At 74.8% G+C, this 23901-nt stretch carries 18 protein-coding genes and 3 tRNA genes (1 of these 21 only partly in view); 5 read left to right on the top strand and 16 right to left on the bottom strand.

Annotated elements, in window-relative coordinates:
• Positions 1-61: 61 nt before the first annotated feature.
• From ACQ452_RS16525 to ACQ452_RS16450, 16 genes are all read right to left on the bottom strand, one after another.
• Complete coding sequence (locus ACQ452_RS16525; RefSeq protein WP_433385273.1) at positions 62-1243, bottom strand: vWA domain-containing protein; 1182 nt, start codon at positions 1241-1243, stop codon at positions 62-64.
• Positions 1240-2421 (bottom strand): AAA family ATPase, encoded by a 1182-nt coding sequence (locus ACQ452_RS16520; RefSeq protein WP_433394191.1) that lies wholly within the window; start codon positions 2419-2421, stop codon positions 1240-1242. The genes ACQ452_RS16525 and ACQ452_RS16520 overlap by 4 nt, the downstream gene beginning before the upstream one ends.
• The gene (locus ACQ452_RS16515; protein ID WP_433385270.1) at positions 2418-4229 is read right to left on the bottom strand and encodes an ankyrin repeat domain-containing protein; all 1812 of its coding nucleotides are present in this window, start codon (positions 4227-4229) and stop codon (positions 2418-2420) included. The genes ACQ452_RS16520 and ACQ452_RS16515 overlap by 4 nt, the downstream gene beginning before the upstream one ends.
• Positions 4226-5362, bottom strand: a complete 1137-nt coding sequence (locus tag ACQ452_RS16510) for a gala protein (protein ID WP_433385267.1) — start codon at positions 5360-5362, stop codon at positions 4226-4228. The genes ACQ452_RS16515 and ACQ452_RS16510 overlap by 4 nt, the downstream gene beginning before the upstream one ends.
• Positions 5359-6825 (bottom strand): SDR family NAD(P)-dependent oxidoreductase, encoded by a 1467-nt coding sequence (locus ACQ452_RS16505; protein WP_433385264.1) that lies wholly within the window; start codon positions 6823-6825, stop codon positions 5359-5361. The genes ACQ452_RS16510 and ACQ452_RS16505 overlap by 4 nt, the downstream gene beginning before the upstream one ends.
• Positions 6826-6848: 23 nt before the next feature.
• Positions 6849-6924, bottom strand: a tRNA-OTHER gene (locus ACQ452_RS16500).
• A 47-nt stretch (positions 6925-6971) separates the two neighbouring features.
• The gene (locus tag ACQ452_RS16495; protein WP_433385261.1) at positions 6972-8561 is read right to left on the bottom strand and encodes an ankyrin repeat domain-containing protein; all 1590 of its coding nucleotides are present in this window, start codon (positions 8559-8561) and stop codon (positions 6972-6974) included.
• Between the two features lie 24 nt (positions 8562-8585).
• Positions 8586-8660 (bottom strand) — tRNA-Cys (locus ACQ452_RS16490).
• Between the two features lie 6 nt (positions 8661-8666).
• A tRNA-Glu gene (locus ACQ452_RS16485) sits at positions 8667-8739 on the bottom strand.
• Positions 8740-8777: 38 nt separating this feature from the next.
• Positions 8778-10211 carry a hypothetical protein gene (locus ACQ452_RS16480; RefSeq protein WP_433385258.1) on the bottom strand — a complete coding sequence of 478 codons (1434 nt, stop codon included), beginning with the start codon at positions 10209-10211 and terminating at the stop codon, positions 8778-8780.
• Between the two features lie 168 nt (positions 10212-10379).
• Positions 10380-11759, bottom strand: a complete 1380-nt coding sequence (locus ACQ452_RS16475) for a pectate lyase (RefSeq protein ID WP_433385255.1) — start codon at positions 11757-11759, stop codon at positions 10380-10382.
• Between the two features lie 245 nt (positions 11760-12004).
• A complete protein-coding gene (locus ACQ452_RS16470) occupies positions 12005-13261 on the bottom strand; it encodes a Gfo/Idh/MocA family protein (RefSeq protein ID WP_433385253.1) in 1257 nt (418 codons plus the stop codon).
• Positions 13258-14742 (bottom strand): mannitol dehydrogenase family protein, encoded by a 1485-nt coding sequence (locus ACQ452_RS16465; RefSeq protein ID WP_433385250.1) that lies wholly within the window; start codon positions 14740-14742, stop codon positions 13258-13260. The genes ACQ452_RS16470 and ACQ452_RS16465 overlap by 4 nt, the downstream gene beginning before the upstream one ends.
• Positions 14739-16043, bottom strand: a complete 1305-nt coding sequence (locus tag ACQ452_RS16460; protein ID WP_433385247.1) for an enolase C-terminal domain-like protein — start codon at positions 16041-16043, stop codon at positions 14739-14741. The genes ACQ452_RS16465 and ACQ452_RS16460 overlap by 4 nt, the downstream gene beginning before the upstream one ends.
• Positions 16040-17464 carry a glucuronate isomerase gene (gene uxaC, locus ACQ452_RS16455; protein WP_433385244.1) on the bottom strand — a complete coding sequence of 475 codons (1425 nt, stop codon included), beginning with the start codon at positions 17462-17464 and terminating at the stop codon, positions 16040-16042. Before uxaC ends, ACQ452_RS16460 begins: the two co-directional genes overlap by 4 nt.
• A gap of 29 nt (positions 17465-17493) precedes the next feature.
• Complete coding sequence (locus tag ACQ452_RS16450; protein WP_433385241.1) at positions 17494-18822, bottom strand: Gfo/Idh/MocA family protein; 1329 nt, start codon at positions 18820-18822, stop codon at positions 17494-17496.
• A 238-nt stretch (positions 18823-19060) separates the two neighbouring features.
• Between ACQ452_RS16450 and ACQ452_RS16445 the strand changes: the two genes are divergently transcribed.
• The 5 genes in view from ACQ452_RS16445 to ACQ452_RS16425 are tightly spaced (at most 26 nt apart) and all read left to right on the top strand, a layout consistent with a single transcriptional unit that may run on beyond the window.
• The gene (locus ACQ452_RS16445) at positions 19061-20188 is read left to right on the top strand and encodes a LacI family DNA-binding transcriptional regulator (protein WP_433385238.1); all 1128 of its coding nucleotides are present in this window, start codon (positions 19061-19063) and stop codon (positions 20186-20188) included.
• A gap of 19 nt (positions 20189-20207) precedes the next feature.
• Complete coding sequence (locus ACQ452_RS16440) at positions 20208-21557, top strand: ABC transporter substrate-binding protein (protein WP_433385235.1); 1350 nt, start codon at positions 20208-20210, stop codon at positions 21555-21557.
• Positions 21558-21583: 26 nt separating this feature from the next.
• Entirely contained in the window at positions 21584-22564 is a 981-nt protein-coding gene (locus tag ACQ452_RS16435) for a carbohydrate ABC transporter permease (protein ID WP_433385232.1), read from the top strand.
• A complete protein-coding gene (locus tag ACQ452_RS16430) occupies positions 22561-23448 on the top strand; it encodes a carbohydrate ABC transporter permease (RefSeq protein WP_433385229.1) in 888 nt (295 codons plus the stop codon). Before ACQ452_RS16435 ends, ACQ452_RS16430 begins: the two co-directional genes overlap by 4 nt.
• A protein-coding gene (locus ACQ452_RS16425; protein WP_433385226.1) for a hypothetical protein crosses the window boundary here: on the top strand, positions 23445-23901 show its 5' portion. 236 nt of this gene lie beyond the right edge of the window; 457 of the gene's 693 nt are visible here — the first part of the coding sequence; the start codon lies at positions 23445-23447; its stop codon lies beyond the right edge, outside the window. Before ACQ452_RS16430 ends, ACQ452_RS16425 begins: the two co-directional genes overlap by 4 nt.

The following is a 23901-nucleotide window of genomic DNA, read 5'->3' as shown; positions in this document are numbered from 1 at the left end:
CGGCACCGCCTCCACCGGCCCGCACCCCCGACGGGTCGCCCGCGCGGTCTGCCCACAGCGGTCAGTCGTCGATCCTGACGCTGGTGATCCAGGACGGTGGCTGCGGCGCGCCGGCACCGATCAGCCCCGCGATCACCCGGGTGGACTCCGGCGGCGAGGCCGGCCACGGCGTGAACCCGTCGGTCAGCACCACCACGATGTGCGGCCGGCCCGCAAGCGCGGCCTCGATCCCGACCCGCATGTCGGTCCCGCCGCCACCGGCCAACCGCACCTCGCCCACGGTGTGCACCCGCCGTACGACGTGCACGGCCGCGTCGCAGGAGAGCACGGTGACCCGGTTGCCGCCGACGCCGACGGCCCGCAGCACCCCGGAGACCTCGGTGAGCGCCGCCGCCAGCTCCGCCTCCCCCATCGAGCCCGACGTGTCCACCACGATCGCCACCCGTGGCACCGGCCGGCGCAGGCTGGGCAGCACCACCGGGCGCAGGGCTGCCGAGCGCCGCGAGGGGCGCCGGTAGGTGTAGTCGACCGCGCCACTGGCCCAGGCGGCGGCCTCGCGCACCGCGCCGGTCAGCGCCCGCCGCCAGTCCACCCGGGGTTCGAGCACCAGGGCGGCCCACCGCTGCCAGCCGGCGGCGACGGCGCCCCGGCCACGCACGTGGGTGCGTACCGCATGTGCCGTCTCCCGGCGGATCGCCCCCGCCTCCACCGCGCTGACCCCACCCGCGCCGCCGGTTTCCCACGGGCGGTCCAGACCATGCGCCCCGGAACCGCAGTCGGGTGCCCCGTCGCCCTGCACGTGCGCGGGCAGCAGCGACAGGTACGCCTCGAACAGCAGGCCCGCCGGCAGCCCGAAGGTCGCCGGCTCGATCCGGTCGGCCGGTAGCGGCAGCCGGTCCGCCAGCAGGTCGTCGTTGATCTCGCAGTCCTGGGCGACGTTGACGCGGTGATGGTCGTGTCGTGACCCCGCCGGGAGGCGGTCGGCGCGGCCGTGGTGCTCGCGCAGCAGATGGGCGACCTCGTGGATCCACACCGCCGCGAGCTGCGGCACCGGCAGCCGGTCGACGAAGTCCGGTGACACGTGGCAGCGCCACCGCCGGTCCACTCCCATGGTGGGCACGTGCGGGGCCTCGACCACGGTCAGGCTGTACAGCGCGGTGGCCAGGTAGGGCCGGTCCTGCGCCGCCCGGAACCGGGCCGCGAGCAGCTTCGTCCGGTCCAGCCGGGGACCGTCGGGGCTCATCCGCTCAGGCGCCCCGAGAGCCCCAGCACCTCGGCGAAGGCGTGGATGGCCGGCGGCACCGGCCAGGAGGGGTCGCGCAGCGCCGCGAGGTCCATCGCGGCGCGCGCCGCGACGTCCGGCACCCCGGCCTCGACCGCCTTGCCCAGCACCACCCAGCCGGCCTCCCAGCGCGACCGGTCGACCTTCGCCTGCACCGCCGAGATCACCGCGGTGAGGAAGGCCAACTGCCGGTCGCCCCGCTCGGGCAGCCGGAACGCCCCTGGGTCGGCGAGCACCCGCTCCGGGTCGGGCAGGTCCAGGTTCTCCAGGTAGGTGACGAACTCCAGCCCCGCGCCGTCGCCCACCGCGCCGATCACGGCCAGCGCCAGCGCCTCCGCCCCGGTCCCGGCGGCGTGGTGCAGGGCGAGCAGTCGCAGCACCATCTCCCAGGTCCGCGGGGACGGCCAGGCGCCGCCCCGGGCCTCGGCGTCGGCGGGCAGGTGGTGGGTCAACCCCGGCCGGGCGGTGAGGAAGCCCGCGACCGCCCCCCGGGCCCGGGCCAGCGCCGTGGCGGCCCGGGCGGGCCGGACCGCCGGCACCGCCACCGCCGGCCAGGTGCCGGCCAGGCCCCGCGCGACGGTGCGCGCGTCGTGCGTCCAGTGCAGGTGCACGAACCGGTTCGCCAGCGGCGGTGCGAGGTGCCAGCCGTCCGCCGCGCTGGTCGGCGGGTTGGCCGCCGCCACGATCCGCACCGACGGCGGCAGTGACAGGCTGCCGACCCGGCGCTCCAGCACGACGCGCAGCAGCGCCGCCTGCACCGCCGGCGGCGCCGAGGAGAGTTCGTCGAAGAAGAGCAACCCCGAGCCGGTACGCGTCAGCCGCACCGCCCAGTCCGGCGGCGCCATCGGCACCCCGTCGGTGGCGGGGGAGTCCCCGACGATCGGCAGCCCCGCGAAGTCCGACGGCTCGTGCACGCTGGCGATGACCGTCTCCAGCGGCAGGCCCAGCCCGTCGGCGAGCTGTTGCAGGACCGCGGACTTGCCGATGCCCGGCTCGCCCCACAGCAGCACGGGCAGGTTCGCCGACACCGCCAGGGCCAGCGCCTCGACCTTCGGATCGGCGGCCGGCTCCGTCCGCCACGCCCGCGTCGCGGCGACGAGGTCGTCCGCCGCGGCCAGCGCCCGCACCACCGCCGTCATCGGCTCGTCCACTCGGCCAGCACGTCCCGGATCTCGAACACCGGCCACACGTCGTCCCCGTCGTCGTCGTACATGCTCGCCTTCCCCTCCGCCAGGTCGCGGGCGGTGAGGTCGTCCCCGTCCGGGGCGTGCGGATCGGCGCCGGCCGCCAGCAGCGCGCGGACCAGCTCGGGGCTGCCGCCGTCGCCCACGGCCACGTGCAGGGCGGTGCGTCCCCGGCGGTCCCGCGCCCCGACCGGGACGCCGGCGTCGCACAGCCGCCGCAGCAGCGCGACGTCCTCCACGGCGCGCAGGTGGTGCAGCAGCGTCCCGCCCCGGCCGTCGGTCATCCTCGGGTCGAGCCCCGCGTCGAGCAGGGCGGCCAGGGCCGCCGCGCCGCCGTGCTGGATGCGGAGCAGCGCGTCGCGCCGCAGCTCGCGCAGCGGCCGGGGCAGCCGGACGGCGCCGCCCCGCCACGCCTGGACGGCCGCGAAGCAGCCGGTCGACCGCCCGCCGAGGACGCGCAGCAGCTCCTCCGCGGCGACCTCCTCGGCGGTGTGCGAGACCGGGTCGAGCCGGCCGTCGCCGTGCCGGAGGGTGTGCCACTCGCTCCCGCAGCGCACCGGCACGCTCACCTGCAGCCCCGACGCCGCCGCCAGCCGCGTCGCCGGTCCCACGGCCCCCGTCCCCGTCGGTCGCGTCGTCACCGGCCGCGGATCCGGTGCCCGGGCGGCCCCGCCGGCCGTCGGGGCCCGGCCGCTCGTCGGCGCGGCGGAGCGGGCCAGCGGCGGGGTCGTCGGTGCGGCGGAGCCGGCCACCGGCGGTGTCGCCGGGAACAGGGCCCGGCGCACCAGGGGGTGCAGCTCGGCGGGGTCGAGCAGGCCGTGCCGCAGCAGGTCCAGGTCGGCGGGCCGCCCGTGCACCAGGGTGGCGAACCGGGGGCGGGTGAAGTGCCGCCGGTCGTAGCGGACGAACGAGGCGGCCACCGAGCCGTCGCCCCGCCGGTGCGCCTCGGCCACCAGCTGCCACCGCGAGCCGATCATGACCTGGTCGACGCCGTAGCGGGCCTCGAGCCGGGCGAGCTCGGCGTCCAGCCCGAGCGGGACCAGGCGACCCCGCTCGGCGTCCGCCACACCGTGGTCGAGGCCGTGGACCGCCGGATCCAGGTCGACGCCGGCCACGGCCCACGCCCGGAGCACCTCGCCGCCGGCGACGAGCCGGTCGAAGACCTCCGCCCGGCTCGCCGGGTCGCCCGGGTCGACCGTCGTGGCGTACGACTCGAACGGCCGGAAGGCGCCGTCGGCCTCGAAGCCGGGCAGCCGGGCCGGCGAGCCGCCGTACGCGCCGACGAGATCGTCCACGTGCGAAGCGCTCCAGCAGGCCGGCGGCAGGTCCGGCCGGAAGCCGTCCTCGTCCGCCCGCACGGGACGGACGGTCAACCGCAGCCGCTGCGACCCGTCGACGGTCTTCGGCGTCTCCAGCACCAGCGCGACGTCGTCGTCGCCGAGGCGCCCCGCCGCCGCGCAGAGCAGGAACTGCTGGTGGGTGGCGAGGCTGGTGCGCCCGCCGAGCACCCGCGGCAGATGCCAGCGCAGCAGGTCCGGAGCGAGCACGCCGAGGTCCGCCTCGATCCGGCCGGCCCGGGCCCGGCCGTGCTCCCGGGCCACCCCCGCCAGGTCGAACGCCACGTCGATCCGCCCCGCGGCACAGGCGGCCCGCCAGTCGCCGGCCTCCCGGGCGGCGGTGCACGCCTCGATCATCGACGCGGGCACGGCGTACCGGCGGACGCGCTGCCAGGTGCGGATCTCGTCGATGACGGGCGGGTTCACCGGTAGACGCTCGCGATCGCCTGGATGTCCTCGTGTGGCGCGCCGACCGGCCGCTCGGCGAGCAGCGCGGCGGCCCGGCGGCGCTGCCGGCGCGGCACGCCGCCGTTGATGCCCAGGTATTCCAGGCTCGGGTGGCCCTCGATGGCCTCGACCAGCCGCCGGGCGCCCCGCCCGCCGATCTCCGTACGCCGCACGTCCAGCCGGCGCAGCCGGGCGGCGGGCAGCGCGTCGGCGAGCATCGCCGCGCCCTCGTCGCCGACCACGTTGCCACGCGCCCCGAGGGCCCGCTCCGACGGTGGCCGGGCCAGATCGAGCGCCCGCCAGGACCCCAGATGTCGGGCCAGCGCGGCGACGCCGGCCGGGCTGATCCCGTTGCCGCCCAACCCGAGCGTCAGCTCCACGCCGTCGGCCAGCTCGGCGAGGGCCGCCGCGCCAGCGTCCCCGAGGTGGTTGGCCGCCAGGTAGAGCTCCCGGACGCCGGCGGCGCGGATCAGCGTGCCGAGCACCGGCACGGCATCCGGCCCGAAGCCGTTGCCGCCGAGGAAGAGCCGCCGCACGGGTCGTTCCCGGGCGGTCAGCGCTGCCGCGAGGGCGGTCAGCCCCGGCACGCCCATGCCGACGTTGACCAGGTCGAGCGTGCGGATGGTCGAGTTCACCGCGAGCGCGTCGGCGAGCCGGCGCACGCCCTCGTCGCCGACCGGGTTGCGCTTGAGCCACAGCGCCCGCACGGTGTCGTCGCGGGCCAGCCGGTCGGCCAGCGCGCCGACCCCTTCCGGGCCGATCCGGTTGCAGCCCAGGTAGAGCGTCTGGAGGTGGTGGCCCGGACGCAGCGCCTCGGCGACCGCCCGGGCGCCGTCGGCGCCGAGGGCGTTGGTGCCCAGCAGCAGGTGCCGCACCAGCGGGGAGCCGGCCGCGGCGGCCACGATCCGGGCGGTCTGCACCGGGCCGAGGCCCTGCTTGCACAGGTCCAGTCGGCCGTCGGGTTGCACCGTGCCGCGGGGGAACTCCTCGGGGGCGATCACCGCGTCCGGCACGGCGAGGCGGACCAGCAGCGGATCGAAGTCGCCGGGGTCGGCGAGGCCGGCGTCGGGGTGGGTGATGGCCGGGCAGCGCACCGGCGTCGGGTCGGTCACCAGGGCACGCTCCGGTAGTCCTTGAGGAACTGGCCGCTCACCGGCGCGCCACGCACGCCGCGCACGATCGGGTCGTAGACCCGGGCGGCCCCGTCGATGACGTCGAGTGGCGGGCGGAACCCGAGGTCCCGCTGGGCGGTCTTGCCCGGGTGCGGCCGCTCGTCGGTGACCCAGCCGGTGTCCACGCTGTTCATGTGGATGCCGCTGGCCAGGTAGTCGGGCGCGACCGTGCGGACCAGCATGTTGAGCGAGGCCTTGGCCATGTTGGTGTGCGGGTGCCGGGTCGTCTTGCCGGAGCGGGCGTAGCTGCCCTCCATCGCGGAGACCTGCACGACGTGCCGCCGTGGGTGGGCGCTGGCCTGCATCAGCGGGCGCAGCCGGGAGGTGAGCAGGAAGGGCGCGAAGGCGTTCACCACGTGCGCCTGCAACCACTCGTGCGGGCTGACCTCGGCGTCGCTGAGCACCCAGGAGTTGACCTCGCGCAGGTCGAGCGGCTGACCCGTCTCGTCGGTCTGGCCGGCGGGGAAGAACGCGTCCAGCCCCGCCGGCAGCCCGGCCGTGGTGGCGGTGGCGGGCGCGGCACCGATCGCGATCCGGGCCGCCGGCCCCTCCAGCGCCACGGACTCGGCCGCGCGGACCTCCCGATGGTAGGCCGCCGGCCGGTGCAGCGTCTGCGCGGCGTTGTTGATCAGGATGTCCAGCCCGGCGAAGCGGCGCCCGACGAGCGCGACGAAGTCGAGGGCGCCGGCCAGGTCGAGCAGGTCCAGCCCGTGCACGTAGAGCCGGCCCGCCCAGTCGTCGGCGTCCGGCAGGGCGGCGAAGCGGCGGGCCGCGTCGCGGGGGAACCGGGTCGTCACGATCACGTCGGCGCCGTCACGCAGCAGCTTGAGCGCGGTGTGGAAGCCGATCTTCACCCGGCCGCCGGTCACCACGGCGGTGCGGCCGGTCAGGTCGCAGCGGGCATGGCGCCGCTCGCGGTTCTCCGCCGCGCACGGCGGGCAGATCAGGTGGTAGTCGACGTCCACCCGCCGGTAGGGCTGCTTGCACACGTAGCAGTGTCGTGCGCGGCGCAGCGTCCCGCGCCCGGCTGGGCCGGGGTCAGCACCGGGCGGGGGGTCCGCGCCGGCCGGTACGTCGGCACCGGACGCTGCCGGATCGGCGTTGGCCGGGGCGGTCCCGGCATTGGACGGTGCGAGGTCGACCTCGGACGGTGGCGTGGGGCCGGCTGCCGGCGGAGCGGGATCGGGGATCTCGGTGTGGAAGCGGGTGGCGCCGGCCAGCAGTGCGCGGTCCGCTGCTCGGGTTGTGGCGTCCCGCCGGGCCTTGGCGCGCCGCTTGACCCCCCGGTGGGCGGCCTTCACCGCCCGCTCCAGCTCCTGGCGGGTCGCCGCCTCCAGGTCGGCGTCGTCGAGTCGGGCCAGGACGGCCAGGCAGGCCGCCAGCTCGGCGTGATCGACGGGCACGGCGCTCCTTCGTGGGAGGTGGGTGGCGAGACCGGCCGGATTCGAACCGGCGTCCTCCAGCTTGCCGTCAAGGCGCGTCGACCTCTGCGCTACGGCCTCGCCGCGCGGGAGCCTACCGAAGGCCACCGACAACCGACCGCCTCCCCTCAGGTCGTTTCCCTCCGGACGGCGGCGAGCAGACGGGCGGCGGTGCGGCCCTGCTCGTCCACCGCGTCCGGATCGGCCCCGGCGGCGATCAGGACCTCCATCACCTTGGTGGCCAGCGCGCGGGCGGCGGCGTGCAGGGGGGTCTGCCCCTCCCGGTCGGGCGTGTCCAGGCCGAGCCCGGCCGCGACGAGCGCCGGCAGCACCCGCTGGTGGTCCACCCAGGAAAGCCAGTGCATCAGCGTGCCACCCCGGTTGTCGCGCAAATCCGGGTCGATGCCGTCGGCGAGCAGCGCGAGCAACCCGTCGGTGTCGCCGTGGAACGCGCGGGCGAAGAGGTCGCGTCGCAGCTTGCGGATCTCCTTCGGCACCGGCTTCGCCCCGGTACGCCAGGCGCGCACCGCCGCCGCGCAGCCGCCGATCGACCCGCCCAGCCCGGCGAGCAGGAACTCCCCGCGCAACTCCTCGTCGGTGTGCATTGTGGCGAGGCGACCGGCCGCGACCTGGACGAGATGCCAGTCCCGCCCGCACCGGATCCGCATCGGTGGGCCGGACGCCGGTTCCGGGGCCCGCCACGCCTGGGTGCGCTCGGGGAACAACGCCTCATGCACCAGCGGGTGCAGCTCGTCCGGGGCCAGGTCGCCCCAGCGCAGCAGCGCCACGTCGGCCGGCGCGGGCACCCCGAAGACGTACGGTCCGGCGGCGGGTACGTACCGGCCCTCCGGCCGGACGGTCAGCCGGCCGTCGGTGGCGACCTCGACGGCGAGCCGACCGTCCTGGCTGGACCATGTCGCCGTGCCGTAGCGGTGGGCGAGCCGGCGGGTCTCCTCGGCGAGCACGGGCAGCGCCGGCGCGTGCGCGGCGAGTACGGGCAGCAACCAGGCGGACTGCTGCCGGAGCGCGTCCGCATCGATGGCGAGACCGGCCGCCTCGTACGCCGCCACCGGCCGCCGGGCCGCCAGCAGCGCGGCCACCGTCTCCACCTGCCGCGCGCGGTCGTCGGCGGTCCCCGGGTCGCCCGTGGACACCGCCGCGGCCGTGCCGCCCTGCGGGTGCGGGCGGCCGTCGGGCGAATGCCAGGCGATCCGGCCGGCCGAGGCGCCGTAGGCCCAGCGGCGGGCGGCGACAGCGTCGGCGTCCCAGCACCAGTCCGGCAGGTCGTGCCACCGGCCCCGCAGGCTGCGGCTGTTGGTGACCCGCAGCTCGATTCGCTGCGGATGGTGATCGGTGGGCGGCAGGGTCACCACCAGCAGCGCGTCGCCCCGGCCCGGCGACCGACTGCCCGGTCGGATAAGTCGGGAGAGCACCACGGTGGCCCGGGGCAGCAGCGCCAGCGAAGCGGTGCGGGGCAGGAAGCGGCGCAGCAGGTCGGGGGCGAGGGCGCGCAGCTCGTCCTCGACGCGGGCGGCCTCGTCGGCGCCGTACCAGGCGGCCACGTCCCGCAGGTCGACGTGCGTGTCGACGGCCGCCGCGGCGCAGGCGCCCCGCCAGTCGCCGACGCCTCGACGGGCGGTGGCGGCGGCGACCATGGCGGGCGGGGAGGCATACCCCAGCAGCCGCAGGTGCCTCTCCCGTTCCCGGCGTCGTTCCATTTCGGCGTCCCCGTTCCGTCGGGTGCGGGCCGGCCGGATTCGAACCGGCGTCCTCCCGGTTTTGCAGACCGGGCGCGACGACCGCTGCGCTACGGCCCGCGTGCGGCGGGCGGGCCGGATTCGAACCGGCGTCCTCTTCCTTGAGAGGGAAACGCGACGACCTCTGCGCTACCGCCCACCGCGAGGAAGTGTAGGTCACCGCCGGCGCCGCCAGGGTCAGCCGGCGACCACCACCTGGTTCGCCGGCTGTGGTACCGGCCCGCCGGCGGGGGCCTGGTCGCGGTCACCGGGGGACGCGACCGCGTCGCCGGCCTCCTGCGGCACCGGCCCGTCGGCGGCGGGCACCACCGGTGCCGGCCGGTCGTTGCGCGCCCGGGTCGCGATCTGCGGGTACTCGGCGGTCTCGCCGCCACCCGTGGCGGCCGCCATGACCGCCGCCGCCGCGAGGTCGGCCACCCGCTTCGCCTCCCGCTTGACCCGGGCCCGGACGTCCTTGGCGTGCTGCTCGGCGGAGTCGCCGGCCCGCCGTGCCTCGTCGAGGCGGTGCAGTTCGTCGGCCAGCTCCTGCCGGGTGTCGGCGAGCCGCTGCTGCGCCTCGGCGAGTTCGGTCGCGGTGCTACCGCTGTCCTGCCGCGCCTGCGCGAGCTGCTGCTGCGCGGCGTCCAACTCGGACTGCATGCGGGCCAGCGCCTCGCGCCGGTCCCGCAGGCCCTGCTGCGCCGCGGCGAACTGCTGCTGGTGGGCCGCGGCCTGCTCGTCCGCGTGCTGGCGCACCCGGGCCGCGTACTGCTGGGCCTCCGCGATCAGGGTGGCGATCTCCTGCTCGGCCGCCGCGCGCTGGGCGCCGAGTTCGCGCTCGGCGGAGGCGAGCTGCTCGGCGATCTCCTGCTCGGTGGCGGTCCGCCGCTCGTTGATCTCCCGCTCCACACTGGCCTGCCACTGGCCCAGTTCCTGCTGGGTCTTCGCGCGGGCCGCCTGCACCTCCTGCTGGATCTGGGTACGGGCCGAGGCGAGGAACGCCTCGGACTCGACGCGCGCCTGCTCGACCTGCTGGGCGGTCTGTTCGTCGATCCGCTGCGCCTCCTGCCGGGCCCGCTCGTGGGCGGCCTCGCCGGCCGCGCGCAGCCGGTCCACCGCCTCCCGGATCCGGGCGAGCTCGGCCTGGGCGTTGGTACGGCGTTCCTCGTGTTCCCGGTCGTGTTCGGCGCGCCGGGTGGTCGCCTCCTCGGCCAGCTCCCGCAGCGTCGTGGTGGCGTGCTCGTGGGCCTCGACGAGCAGCCGCTCGGCCTCGGCCTCGAGTTCGGCGGCCCGCTGGCCGGCGGCGTCGGTGATGGCCCCGGCCTGCTTCTCGGCCAGGGCCAGGATCTGGTCGACCATCGGGCCGAGATCACGGAACGAGGCCCGGTCCGGCTGGGCCGGCTGGTCGCGCAACTCGGCCGCCTCGGCCCGCAGCCGGTGCAGCTCGACGTTCAGCTCGCGTAGCTGGGTCGACGCCCGTTCCCGCTCGGCGGCCAGCGCCGAGCGTTCGTTGAGGACCTGTTCGGTGTAGCGGTCCACCTGCCGCTTGTCGTAGCCGCGCAGCGTGAGGTCGAAGTTCGGCCGCGAGGCCGCGTCCTCGCGTGCCGCGAACGGGTCGTCGCCGTGGGACATGCACCCTCCTGGTTGCGATCGCGAGCGCCACGGCGGCGGAGATCCGCCCCACGGGCCGTGCTGTCGCGCCACGCTACCGTCGCGGTCGTCCGCCCGCGAAAAGGGTGACCCCGTGCGGCGGCCCCGCGGGCCGGATCGTCCGCGGGGCCGCCGATCACGGGGTACGGGCTACCGCCAGGTGATGTCGGATGCGGAGTAGAGGCAGTTCACGCCGTCGGCGCCCTCGCCGATCTCGGTGGGCTCGCTGCCCTTCGGCACGCCCCGGTACTTCACGCAGATCCGGGTCTCACGCTGCGGGTCGTCGAGGATGGTGATCCGGCTGAACCGGGCGGTGTCGCCCCAGTTGGTGTTGATGCCGACGAGGGCGTCCGTCGATCGCGCCGTGACGTTGTCCAGCACCACGTGCCGCTGGTAGGACGTGGAGCAGTTGCCGCAGGCGCGGTAGAGCTTGCCCGCGTTCTCCACCCGGAAGTTGCGGATGTGGACGGTGCCCGCGCCGTTGTGCTGGAAGACCTTGTCGCTGGCCGAACGGGCGCCGCCGCCGTCCACTGTGTACGTGGTGCCGCCGCGGAAGGTCGCCGCGTCCTCGCCGACGTCCTCCCACCACACGTTGGTAAGCGTGCAGTCGCCCTCGCAGTGCACGCCGTCACCGGCCGGGGCGCCGATGATCACGTTGCGCAGGGTGGCGCCGGGCGCGAGCACGAACATCGGGTCCTGGCTCTCACCCTGCCCACCGTCGCCGATGCCGTAGTACCGCTTGAGCCCGCCGTCCAGGCTGTCCGAAACCTGGATGGTGTCGTCGACCTTGACGTTGCCCGTCGGGGTGGGCCAGTTCGTCGGCGGTGGCGTGGTGGGTGGCGGCGTGGTGGGTGGTGGCGTGGTGGGTGGGGCGGCGGTCGACGGCGGCGTGGTCGGGGTGGATCCGCCGGAGGAGTCGACGGCCACGTCGTCGAAGCTGCCGCTGGCGTACGCCGTGACCAGCCCGATCCGCCCGGCGGCGGCCAGGGCGCTGGTGCCGGAGCCGACCTGGGTGCCGTTGACGAAGCCCCGGACGGTGCTGCCGGCGGCCTCGATGCGCAGCGTGTACCAGTTGCCGGCCGCGGCGCCCACGGACGCCGAGCCGAGTGACGTGACCTGGCTGCCGTTGACCGCCTGCAACTCGGCCCGGCCGGAGCCGAGCAGGGCGAGCCGGTACATCTTCGTGCTGCTGGTCGAGCGGGCGGCCAGTCCCACCAGGGCGCTCGACGAGCCGAACGACAGCGGCTTGACCCGCGCCTGGACCTGGTAGTCGGTCCAGCTCGTCTGGCCGGCGAACTGCCGGGTCAGCTCGCTGCCCGCGTTGGACTGCCGGAACACGCCGGAGCCGTCGGTGACGACCGACCAGGTGCCGCCGGACTTCGACCAGCCGCCGGCGTCGCCGTCGTTGAAGTCGTCCGAGAAGACGGTGGCGGCGGCGGCCGAGGCAAGGCCGGCGACCAGCGCGGCGGCGGTGGCCCCGGCGGTGAAGGCCGCCGCCAGGGCCCGCCGATGGGTGCGTCTCAGTTGCACGATGTCCTTCTCCTTCGCGGTGGGTGGTGGTCCGCGGTTCGTGGCCCGCCGGGCGGGCCGGGACGTACGTGGTGTGACCGGGACCCGTCGCGCCGTCGCCGCGGGCCCGGGTCCGGCGAGGCTCGACGGGGAGGTCAACTGCCCTGGAAAGCGCTTCCCCGGTGACTTCAGGTTAGGTTTCGGTCAAGAGGACGGTCAATGCCTGGCACGTGCAGGTCTGTTGCAGGCATCGCCCGGAGGGCGGCTCAGCTGCCGCCCGCTGCGGTTCCCCCCGCGGTCAGGTCCGCGCGGTGCGGTCCGACGGCCCACGGCACCGCCAGCTCCGACAGCAGCGCCCCCTCGTCGGCGGCCCGGCGCAGCAGCCGGTTGATCCCGCGCACGGTCAGCACCCGCTCCGGTCCGTCGCCCGTGGCGGCGACGAGATCGCCGCCCAGCAGCGTCGGCTCCGGCGCGGCGGTGACCGCCTCCAGCACCGCCGTGAACCCGGCGGTCCGCGCCAGCGGCGCGATCAGCGGCACCGCCGGGTTCACCCGGTGGTCGAGGAGGTTCGCCAGCAGCCCCTGCCGGCCCGGCACCTCGCGCGCGCCGGCGTCGCCGGGCAGCAGCAGCCGGTCGGTCGGGTACTCCAGCACCGCCCGCCCGGCGGTGCCGGTCACGATCACCTCCCCGGCGACGAAGTCCTCGCCGGCCAGGGTCACCGCCGCCAGGATCGGCGGCCCCGAGCGCGACGACACCCGCAGGGTCGCCGTGTCGTCCACCTCGATCGGCCGGACCCGGTAGCGTTCCACCTCGACGCGGGTGGGCTCCACCGGCGCGCTCCCGGCCGCCTCGGCGACCGCCAGGCACTGCATGACCGCGTGCGCCAGCGGGTTGGCCAGGGCGCCGTCGAGCACCGGCCGGCCGTGCAACGTCCGCCGCCCCGCCCACGGTGCCCGCGCGTAGTAGGCGTCGGCGCGCTGCCAGGCCGCCACCGTCGCGATGCCGGTGACGGTGCCCAGCCGGCCGGCCCGGACCGCGTCGGTCAACTCCGTCAGCGCCGCCGAGCCGAGCGCCTGGAAACCCACCTGGCACGCCCGGCCCGACGCGTCGAGCGCGGCGGCCAGTTCCCGGTGCTCGGCGATGGACAGCACCGGCGGCTTCTCCAGCAGCAGGTCGGCGTCGGCGGCCAGCACGTCCAGGGCGATCGGCAGGTGGGTGTGCGGCGGGGTGCAGACCACCACCACGTCCGGGCGGGCCGTCCGCAGCATCTCCCGGTGGTCCGTGTGCCGCGCCGCGCCGTCCGGCACCGGCGCCGCCGGATCCTCCTCGATCGGGCGTACGTCGACCAGGGCGACCAGCCGCAGCCGGCCGGCCGCGTGCAACGCGGCGATGACCCGCCGGTGCGAGCGCCCGTGCCCGTTGGCCCCGACGACGGCGACCCGGGGCACGGCGCCGGCCGGCGGCGACCCGGTGCCGGTCCGCGGGTACGCCGGTGCGGCCCGTCCCGCCCCGGCGTCCGTCACCGGGCACCCGCCAGCGTCGCGGCCACGCCGTGGCGTTGCAGGGCGGTCAGCCACCCGGTCACGTCGGCGCGAACCTCGTCGTCGCCGGCCACCTCGGCGGGGAAGACCTCGCGCAGCGCGAAGACCGCGTCCACGGCACCCACCGGGGTCGCCGGGGCGGCGGCGAGCGCCGCGCGGATCTGCCCGGCGAGCGGATCGGCCAGCGGCAGGGTCGCACCGTCGTCGGCGTGGCCCTGGGCGAAGCGCAGCCAGGCGGCGACCACCAGCGCGGCCCAGCGCGCCGACCGCCCCGCGGCCCGCAGGTCGGTGATGGTGTGCAGGACCCGCTGCGGCAACTTCTGTGAGCCGTCCATCGCCACCTGCAGGGTGCGGTGGTGCATCGCCGGATTCGCGAACCGCGTCAGCACCTGCTCGCCGTACGCGACGACGTCGACCCCCTCGGGCGGCGTGAAGCTGGCCGCCACGTCCTCGGCGACCAGCCGGCGCAGCACCGTGTCCAGGTGCGGCAGCGCCAGCGCGTCGGCGATGGTCTCCCGGCCGGCCAGCGCGCCCAGGTAGGCGGCGGCCGAGTGCACCCCGTTGAGGGCGCGCAGCTTCAGCCGCTCCCAGGGCTCCGCGTCGGCGGTGAGCACCGCGCCGGCCCGCTCCCAGGCCGGCCGGCCGCCCGGGAAGTCGTCCTCGATGACCCACTGCCGGTACGGCTCGGCGGCCACCGCCGCCAGGTCGGCCACCCCCAGCGCCCGCTCGGCGTCGGCGAGGGTCCGCGCCGTGCTGGCCGGCACGATCCGGTCGACCATGGTGCCGGGAAAGGTGACCCGCTCGCGCACCCAGCCCGCCAGCGGCTCCGGCACCCCCGCGTACGCCATCGACTGCTCGACCAGGCCGCGCAGCCGGCGGCCGTTCGCGGGCAGGTTGTCGCAGCTCACCAGGGCCAGCGGTGGGCCCTGCGCGGCGGCGCGGGCGAGCAGCCCGCGCAGCAGCAGGCCCGGGACGGTCAGCGGCGCCCGGTCGGTACGCAGGTCGGCGGCGACCTGCGGGTCCGGCCGCAGCAGCCCGGTCACCGGGTCGAGCTGGTACGCCTTCTCCGTCACGGTCAGGGTGACCACCCGGATCGCCGGGTCGGCCAGCAGCGCCACCACGGCGGCGGGGTCGCCGGCGGCGTGCCGCGTGCCGGCCAGCGCGCCGACCACCCGGGTGTGCCGCCCCTGCGCGCTGGTGGTGGTGACGCTGAACAGGTTGTCCTGCGCGGTCAGCGTCGTCACCACGTCGGGGTTGCGCGGGGCCACGCCGACGATGCCCCAGTCGCCGCCGGCCCGCGCGATCGCCTCCTCGGTGTAGACGGCCTGGTGGGCGCGGTGGAACGCGCCCAGCCCGAGGTGCGCGATCCCGGCGGGCACGCTGCCGGGGTGCAGCAGCGGGCGGCTGTCCACGGGCAGCCGGCGCAGGGTCCCGAGACCGAGCCGGGCGGCGCCGGCGATCATCGCCACACCGGCCCGTCCGGGAAGCGGAACCGCGCGACCGACTCGGGCTTCATGGTGGAGCTGTAGCCGGGCGCCTCGGGCAGCAGGTAGCGCCCCCCGCGCGTGCGCACCGGGTCGACGAAGTGTTCGTGCAGGTGGTCGACGTACTCCACCATCCGGCCGTCGAGGCTCGTGCCGACCCGCAGGTGGTCGAAGACCGCCAGGTGCTGGACGTACTCGCACAGGCCCACGCCGCCGGCGTGCGGGCAGACCGGCACCCCGAACTTGGCGGCCATCAGCAGCTCGGCGAGGACCTCGTTGACGCCGCCGACCCGGCAGGCGTCGATCTGCATCACGCCGATCGCCTCGGCCTGGAGCAGCTGTTTGAAGATGACCCGGTTGGCCGCCACCTCGCCGGTGGCGACCCGGCACCGGCCGTCGGTCAGCCCGGTCACCGCCCGCGCGATCCGGGCGTGCCCGAGGATGTCGTCGGCGTGCGTCGGCTCCTCGATCCAGTACGGGTCCACCTCGGCCAGCGCGGCCATGTTGGTGATCGCCTCGTCGACGTCCCACACCTGGTTGGCGTCCATCATCAGCAGCGCGTCCGGCCCGATCTCCGCCCGGATGATCCGCGCCCGGCGCAGGTCGTCGGCGGGCGGGCCGCCGACCTTCATCTTCATCGCCCGCCACCCGTCGGCGTACGCCTGCCGGGTCAGCGCCCGGACCTTGTCGTCCGGGTAGCCCAGCCATCCCACCGAGGTGGTGTACGACGGGAATCCGTCGCGCTGCAGCCCGGCGCGGCGCTCCGGTAGCCCGAGCAGCCCTTTGTCGAGGATGGCCGCCGCCTCGTCGGGGCTGATGGCGTCGCTGATGTGGTGGAAGTCGACGCTGGCCACCAGCTCCTCGGTGGGCAGTTCGGCGAGCAGTCGCCACATCGGCTTGCCGGCCAGCTTGGCCCGCAGGTCCCAGGCCGCGTTGACAAGCGCGCCGGTGGCCATGTGGATGACCCCCTTCTCCGGGCCCAGCCAGCGCAGCTGCGCGTCGGCGCTGAGCGAGCGGCAGAACGCCACCGGGTCGGCGAAGATCCCCTCGACGGTGCGGCCGGTCACGTGGTGGGCGAGGGCGCGGATCGCCGCGCAGGTCAGCTCGTTGCCGCGACCGTTGGTGAAGGTGAACCCGGCCCCGGTGACGCCGGCGTCGGTGCGCAGCTCGACGTAGCTGGCCGAGTAGTCGCCCCGGTTGATCGCGTCCGAGCCGTCGCCGGCGGCGGCGGTCGGGAACCGCACGTCGTGCACGTCGACGGCGGTGACGGTGACAGTCACAGGACCTTCTCTCCGATCTTGAAGACCTTCTTCGGCAGCCGGTACGCCAGGTCGACGATGGTCTCGGCGGCCTCGTCCTCGCCGAGGCGGTGCTCGGTGACCAGCCGGGCCAGGAAGCCGGCGTCGACCCGGCGGGCCACGTCGTGGCGTACCGGGATGGAGCAGAACGCGCGGGTGTCGTCGACGAACCCGGCGGTGTTGTAGAAGCCCGCCGACTCGGTGACCGACTCGCGGAAGCGACGCAGCACCTCCGGCGAGTCCAGGAACCACCAGGGCGCGCCGAGGTACACCGCGGCGTACCCGCCCGCCAGCGGCGCGAGTTCCCGGCTGAAGGTGTACTCGTCGAGGGTGTAGAGCACCACCCGCAGCCGAGGGTCGTTGCCGTAGGCGTCCAGCAGCGGGGTCAGCGCGTGCAGGTACTCGGTGGCCTGCGGCAGGTCGCCGCCGACGTCGCGGCCGTGCCGCGCGTACAGCCAGCGGTTGTGGTTGCGCACCGCGCCGGGGTGCAGCTGCATGACGAGGCCGTCGTCCAGCGACATCCGGGCGAACTCCAGCAGCATGTGCGCCCGGAACGTCTCGGCGTCGGCCGCGTCCGCGAGCCCCCGCAGGCCCCGGTCGTAGAGCCGCGCCGCCTCGTCCGCGCCGAGCGCGAGGGTCCGTGCCGTGGGGTGGCCGTGGTCGGTCGAGGTGGCGCCCGCCGCGACGAAGGCCTCCCGCCGCCGGCGCAGCGCCGCCAGGTAGCCGGCGTACGTGCCGGTGTCCTCGCCGCTGATCTCGCCGAGGCGCGCCACGTTGGCGGCCCAGCCCTCGAACTCCATGTCGGCCACGTTGTCCGGCCGGAACGTGGTGATCACCCGGCCGCCCGGCCCGCCCCAGCCGTCGGCGGCGAGCTTGGCGTGCTGCCCGAGGTCGTCCAGGGGCGACTCGGTGGTGGCCAGCACCTCGATGCCGAAGCGCTCGAACAGCGCCCGGGGCCGGAACTCCGGCTCGGCGAGCCGGGCCGCCAGCTCGTCGTAGACGGCGTCGGCGGTGGCCGGGGAGAGCGGGGTGTGCAGCCCGAACACGTCGCGGAAGGTCTGCTCCAGCCAGAGCCGTGACGGGGTGCCCCGGAACAGGTGCCAGTGCGCGGCGAAGCGTCGCCAGATGCTGCGCCCGTCGGTCTCCGTGGGGCTGCCGTCGACGGTGGGCACGCCCAGGTCGGCCGGGGGGACGCCCTGGCTGAGCAGCATCCGGGTGAGGTAGTGGTCGGGCACGATGAGCAGCCGCGCCGGGTCGGGGAACGGGCGGTCCTCGGCCAGGATCGACGGGTCGACGTGCCCGTGCGGGGAGATGATCGGCTGGGGGGCGGCCAGCGCGTACAGCCGCCGCGCCACCGCGCGCTGCGCGGGGTCGGCGGGGAAGAGCAGGTCGGTCGTGGGCACGGGCGGGGCTCCTCGGGAGGGTTCGCGGCTCAGGGCAGGTCGAGCAGGTCGGCGACCCGGACCGGGGCTCCGGTGACGAAGGACCGGTTGGCCGCCAGCCCGGTGAGCAGGGCGAGGGCGCCGTCGCGGGCGGTCGCGGCCCGCCCCATCGGGTCCGGCTCGCCGCCGATCAGCACCCGGGCCATCCGGGCGTCGGCGCCGCCGTGCCCGGCCCGGCGGTGCCCGGACACGGGTACGACCCGCGGCGGCGCCCAGAACGGGCGCAGGGTCAGCGTGGCGTGCCCGGCCTCGGCGGCGGCCTCGTCGCCGTGCAGGGCCGCGCCCTTCAGCGCGCCGGCGGACGCCGGGCTGACGTGGTCGCTCTCCACGACCTCCAGCTCCAGCCGACCCCTGCTGCCGTTGACCATCACCCGGTAGCCCTCGTAGGGGGCGTACGCGGTGAGGTGGTAGGTCATCGTCGCGCCGGTGGAGTAGCGGGCCAGCACCGCCATGTCGTCCTCGATGTCCACGCCGGGGGCGAAGACGTTGCGGTCGCGTCGGTAGCCGTCCTCGGCCTCGGCGTCGAGGTAGAGCTCGCGCAGTTTCGGGTGCGCGTCGAGCCGCAGCGCGAACGGGTCGTCGGCGGCGGCGGGGGAGCCGTGCGCCCGGTCGTAGTCGCGGGCGTAGCCGTGCCGGCGGCCGGCCTCGCCGTAGAAGAAGAGCCGGCCGGTGGCGTACACCTCGACGGGGGTGGCGTCGAGCCACCAGTTGACCAGGTCGAAGTGGTGGCCGGCCTTGTGCACCATCAGCCCGCCGGAGTGCGCCTTGTCGCGGTGCCAGCGGCGGAAGTAGTCGGCGCCGTGCCGCACGTCGAGCAGCCACTCGAAGTGCACCGAGCCGATCTCGCCGACGGTGCCGTCGGCGAGCAGTTCGCGCAGCCTCTCGTGCAGCGGGTTGTAGCGGTAGTTGAACGCCACCCGCACCTGCCGGCCGGTGTCGGCGACCGCGTCGAGGATCCGCCGGCAGCCGGCGGCGTCGGTCGTCATCGGCTTCTCGGTGATGACGTCGCAGCCGGCGCGCAGCGCCGTGTCGACGTGCGCGGCGTGGGTGTCGTCCACGCTCGTCACCACCAGCACGTCGACGCGCTCCTCGCCGAGCATGGCGGCCAGGTCGCCGGCCCGGTACGTCGGCACCGGCGGGTGCCCCAGCTCGCCGAGCCACCGGTTGTGGGCGTCCATGCGGGCCTGGTTGACGTCGGCGAACGCGACGAGTTCGGCGGTGTCGGCGTGGTCGCGTACCAGCGCCCGGACGAACATCTCGGCCCGGGATCCTGTGCCCACGAGGGCGTGCCGGACCCGCTGGCCGGTGCTGGACGGCATGACGACCGCCTCCGTTCCACTCCTGCAAAGGTTTGCAGCGAAATAACCATGAGCCGGGCGGCGTCGTCAACGATCGATGCCAAACCGGTGGCATAGATCCGTTTGATGGGCATCTGCCGCCTGGTGGGAGCGCGACCGAAACAGTTCCGCAATCATCGACCGTTGACACCGACGCAACCGTTTGCATTAATTGGCGGCACCTGACGTGATCCGAGCCACACTGGACGAAGGGGCCCCCGTGCCAGCCACCATCCGAGACGTCGCCCGGGCCTCCGGCGTGCACATCTCCACGGTCTCCCGCACGTTCTCGGCCCCCCACCTGGTCAACCCCGACACCCGGGGCCGGGTGCTGGCCTGCGCCGAGGAGCTGGGCTACCGGCCCAACCGCGCCGCCCGTGCCCTGATCACCGGCCGCACGCACAACGTGGGGCTGATCGTCGCGGACATCGCCAACCCGTTCTTCCCGCCGCTGATCAAGGCGGCGGAGAGCCAGGCCCGCCAGCGCGACTACCACGTCTTCGTGGCCGACAGCAACGAGGACCCGATCGCCGAGGAGGAGCTGGTCCACGCGCTGGCCAAGCAGGTCGACGGGGTGCTGCTGTGCAGCCCGCGGATGAGCAACAGCATGATCGAGCAGCTCAGCCGCGAGGTGCCGCTGGTGGTGATAAACCGGCAGGTCGCCGGGCTGCCGTGCGTCACCATGGACGTCGGCCAGGGCGCCCGGTCGGCAGTCGAGCACCTGCTCGGCCTCGGCCACCGGCGGATCGCGCTGCTCAGCGGGCCGCGCGGCTCGTGGACCAGCCGGGAGATCCGCCGGGCGGCCGGCGTCGCGGCGCGCGCCGGCGGCGCCGAGTTCACGGTGCTCGGGCCCAACCAGCCCACCGGGACCGGCGGCGCGGCCCTCGCCGACCAGGTCCGCCGCGACGGGGCCACGGCGGTGCTCGCCTACAACGACCTGATGGCGATCGGCCTGATCGAGGGGCTGGACGCCGCCGGGTTGCGCGTCCCGCAGGACGTCAGCGTCGTCGGCATCGACGACATCGCACTGAGCCGGCTCACCCGGCCCAAGTTGACGACGGTGGCCACGCCCAACGCGGCCGCCGGCCGGACGGCCGTCGACATGCTCCTGCAACACGACACCGTCGCCGCCCGTGGCTCACGGGGCGGCCGGGGTGTCACGAGCGACGACCGTCGCACCACCGCACAGGTAATGCTCCAGACCGAACTGGTCATCCGCGACTCGACCGCCGCCGCGCCGGTGGACGGTCGGAACCGCCCCGACGCCGAGTTGGTCACCCCGGGCCCGCATCGCCTTGCGGGCCCGGGTCGCCCGACCGCGGCCAATGGTGGCGTCGTCGCCTCCTAACGCCAAGGAGAGAGCGCACATGCACCCCGCAACGCCCCCCACCACCGGCACATACGCCGTGCCCGTTCACCGTACCCCCGTCCGCCGGCGGCGGCTGATCCGCGGCCTGCTCGCCACGGTCGTCGCCCTGCCCCTGGTCCTCGGTGCCGCCGGTTGCGGCGACGGCGAGGAGACCAGCGCCGACCCGAACGCCCCGGTCAAGCTGTCGATCTTCTGGTGGGGCGGGGACGCCCGCGGGAAGCTGACCGAGGAGGCCCTCGCCCTCTACACGAAGAAGCACCCGAACGTCACCTTCGAGAAGACCTGGCAGGCCAACCAGGGCTACTTCGACAAGCTGGCCACCCTCACCGCCGGCGGCAGCCCGCCGGACATCTTCCAGATCGACGACAACTACCTGGCCGAGTACGCCTCCCGCAGCACCACCCTCGACCTGACGTCCTACCGGGACTCCGGCGCCCTCGACGTGTCGAAGTTCCCCAAGAGCCTCTGGCAGTACGGCATGGTCGACGGCAAGCTCGCCGGCGTGGCCGCGGGGGAGAACACCCAGGGGCTGGTCTACAACAGGACGCTGCTGACGAAGAACGGCCTGCCCGAGCCGAGGACCGGGATGACCTGGGAGGAGCACATCGCCTGGGCCGAGCAGGTCGCGAAGAAGACGAAGGTGCCCGGCACCCAGGACCCGAGCGCCGACTACAAGGCGTTCTGGGTGTGGCTGCGCCAGCAGGGCAAGGACCTCTACAAGGACAAGGATCTCGGCTTCACGGCCGAGGACGTGACGAAGTGGTTCGACCTGTGGAAGGGCGCCCGCGACCGGGGTGCCACCCCGACCCCCGACGTCATCCACGAGGGCAACGCCACCGACATCACCAAGCAGCTCGTGGTCACCGGCAAGGCCGGCACGAGCTGGGTCTGGGTCAACCAGATGCCGGAGCTGAAGAAGAACACCAAGGACGAGCTGGGCGTCGTCGCCTACCCCGGCGACCCGAGCGCCCAGTGGGCCCGTGCCTCCATGTACTGGTCCGTGTCCAAGGGCAGCAAGCGCAAGGACGTCGCCGTCGACGTGATCAACTTCCTGGTCAACGACCCCGAGGCCGTGCAGCTGCTCGGCACCGACCGGGGCCTGCCGTCCAACCTGGACCTGCGTCGCGTGGTCAGCGACGACGTCACCGACCCGGCGATGAAGCAGTCGATCCAGGTGGAGTCCGACCTGGCGCAGAGGTTCGGCGAGTCGCCGCAGGTGCCGATCAAGGGACACAGCAAGGTCAAGTCTGAGCTGGTCAAGGCCGCCGAGAACGCCCAGTACGGCCGGGTCAGCTCCGCCCAGGCGGCGGAGCAGTTCCTCGCCGCCTGCAAGTCCGCCATCGCCTGACCCGACGCTCCGGAGAGGAACGGCTCGTGGCCCTGACCACGGCGCCCGGTCCGACCCGACGTACCGGATCCGTCCCGACCCCCGCCGGCAGGCGTGGGGTCGGGCGGGCCCGGCACGGCGACGGTCTGGCCGGCTACGTCTTCCTGTCGCCCTGGCTGCTCGGCCTGCTGGCCGTCACGGCGATACCCATGCTCCTGTCGCTCTACCTGAGCTTCACCGACTACGACATCCTCACCCCCCTGTCCGAAATCCAGTGGGTCGGTCTCGCCAACTACGAGCGCATGTTCACCGCCGACCCCTCGTACTGGCACTCGGTGCGGGTGACGCTCACCTTCGCCCTGGTCGCGGTGCCGCTGAAGCTGGCCGCGGCGCTCGGGGTGGCCCTGCTGCTCAACCGCGCCTGGCGCGGGGTCGGGCTGTTCCGCGGCCTGTTCTACCTGCCGTCGCTGCTCGGCGGCAGCGTCGCGCTGGCCATCGTCTGGGTGAACATGTTCAACCGCGAGGGGGCGTTCAACTCGCTGCTGGCCGTCTTCGGCATCGAGGGCAGGCCGTGGGTCAACGACCCCGACTGGGCCCTGCAGACCCTGATGGTGCTCGCCATCTGGCAGTTCGGCGCGCCCATGGTCATCTTCCTGGCCGGCCTGAAGCAGGTGCCCACCGAGCTCTACGAGGCGGCCTCCGTCGACGGTGCCGGGCGGTGGCGGCAGTTCGTCGCCGTGACCCTGCCGATGCTCTCGCCGGTGATCTTCTTCAACCTGGTGCTGGAGACCATCAACGGCTTCCAGGGCTTCACCGCCGCCTTCGTGCTGAGCAACGGCACCGGCGGCCCGGTCGACTCCACCCTGATGTACACGCTGAACCTCTACATCACCGGCTTCACCGACCTGGAGATGGGCTACGCCTCCGCGATGGCCTGGGTGTTCCTGCTCGCCATCGCGATCATCACAGTGATCTTCTTCAGCACCGGGCGGTTCTGGGTGCACTACTCCGACGGGGAGGACCGATGACGGCGACGGCATCCCCGGCGGCCACCGGCCCGCGCGGCCGGCGCCGCTCGGGCGGCGGGCAGGCCGTGCGCCTGCTCGTCCTGATCGCGATCGTCGCGGTCGTGCTCTACCCGCTCTTCTGGATGATCGGTACGTCCCTGAAGAGCCAGGAGGAGATCGTCAACAACACCGGCCTGCTGCCGAACGACCTCACCCCCGGCAACTACCTCGACGGGTGGACGAACTTCGACCTCAGCTTCGGCCGGTTCTTCCTCAACAGCGCCATGGTCAGCCTGCTGACCGTGCTCGGCAACGGGGTCTCCTGCCTGCTCGCCGCGTACGCCTTCGCGCGGCTGCGGTTCCGGCTGCGCGGCGTCTGGTTCGCCGTCATGATCGGGACGCTGCTGCTGCCCGGACACGTGCTGATCGTGCCGCAGTACATCCTGTTCCGCAGCCTGGGCCTGGTCGGCGGCGAGTGGCCGTACCTGCCGCTGCTGATCCCACAGTTCCTGGCCACCGAGGCGTTCTTCGTCTTCCTCATGGTGCAGTTCATGCGGGGCATCCCCCGCGAGCTCGACGAGGCCGCCAAGATCGACGGTGCGAGCGCCTTCGGCATCTTCCGGCACGTGATCCTGCCGCTGAGCCGTCCGGCGCTGGTCACCACGGCGATCTTCTCGTTCATCTGGACCTGGAACGACTTCTTCCGCCAGCTCGTCTTCCTCTCCGACCTCGGGGACTACACGGTGCCGGTGGCGCTGACCCTGTTCATCGACTCGACGAGCCAGAGCGCGGTCGGCCCGATGTTCGCCATGTCGGTGCTGTCGCTGCTGCCGGTGTTCCTGTTCTTCGTGGCCTTCCAGCGGATGCTGGTCGAAGGCATCAACACCAGCGGACTCAAGGGATGAGGCCGCGCCACCTCGCCGGGCCGGCGGGGAGCACCGGGCCGTACGCCGGCCGCCTGGCGGCGTCGGACGCCGGCCCGCAACCCGACGCGGGGCCGACCCGGCGCGACTGGCGCGACGTGCTCACCGACGCCACGGACCTGGCCGTGCTCGGCGTCGCGCTGACCCTGGCGGCGTTGCCGGTGCTCACCGCCGCGGCGGCGGTCGCCACCGCCAGCGCCGCCGTGCACGACCGGTACCACGGCGGTTCCTGGCCCGGCGCGCGGAAGAACCTGACCCGGTACCGCCGGGCGCTGCTGCCCGGCGCCGGCGTTGGCCTGCTGGCGGTCGCCGCCCTCGGGCTGCTGGCCGTGGACCTCGCGGCGGTGGCCGGCGGCCGGGTCCCCGGCGGGGCGCCGCTGCTGCTGCTCACCGTCGCGGTGGCCGCCGCCCTGGCGGGGTACGCCGCGCTGGTGG

The organism is Micromonospora sp. KLBMP9576, from assembly GCF_050941805.1.
Classification (GTDB): Bacteria; Actinomycetota; Actinomycetes; order Mycobacteriales; family Micromonosporaceae; genus Micromonospora.
This window is presented reverse-complemented; position numbering and strand designations above follow the sequence as displayed.

Coding starts and splice junctions, on each gene's coding strand:
- ACQ452_RS16495 (WP_433385261.1), bottom strand. CDS start 8,561: ATGGAACGACGCCGGGAACGGGAGAGGCACCTGCGGCTGCTGGGGTAT.
- ACQ452_RS16450 (WP_433385241.1), bottom strand. CDS start 18,822: ATGCCGTCCAGCACCGGCCAGCGGGTCCGGCACGCCCTCGTGGGCACA.
- ACQ452_RS16480 (WP_433385258.1), bottom strand. CDS start 10,211: ATGTCCCACGGCGACGACCCGTTCGCGGCACGCGAGGACGCGGCCTCG.
- ACQ452_RS16465 (WP_433385250.1), bottom strand. CDS start 14,742: ATGATCGCCGGCGCCGCCCGGCTCGGTCTCGGGACCCTGCGCCGGCTG.
- ACQ452_RS16520 (WP_433394191.1), bottom strand. CDS start 2,421: ATGACGGCGGTGGTGCGGGCGCTGGCCGCGGCGGACGACCTCGTCGCC.
- ACQ452_RS16525 (WP_433385273.1), bottom strand. CDS start 1,243: ATGAGCCCCGACGGTCCCCGGCTGGACCGGACGAAGCTGCTCGCGGCC.
- ACQ452_RS16440 (WP_433385235.1), top strand. CDS start 20,208: ATGCACCCCGCAACGCCCCCCACCACCGGCACATACGCCGTGCCCGTT.
- ACQ452_RS16430 (WP_433385229.1), top strand. CDS start 22,561: ATGACGGCGACGGCATCCCCGGCGGCCACCGGCCCGCGCGGCCGGCGC.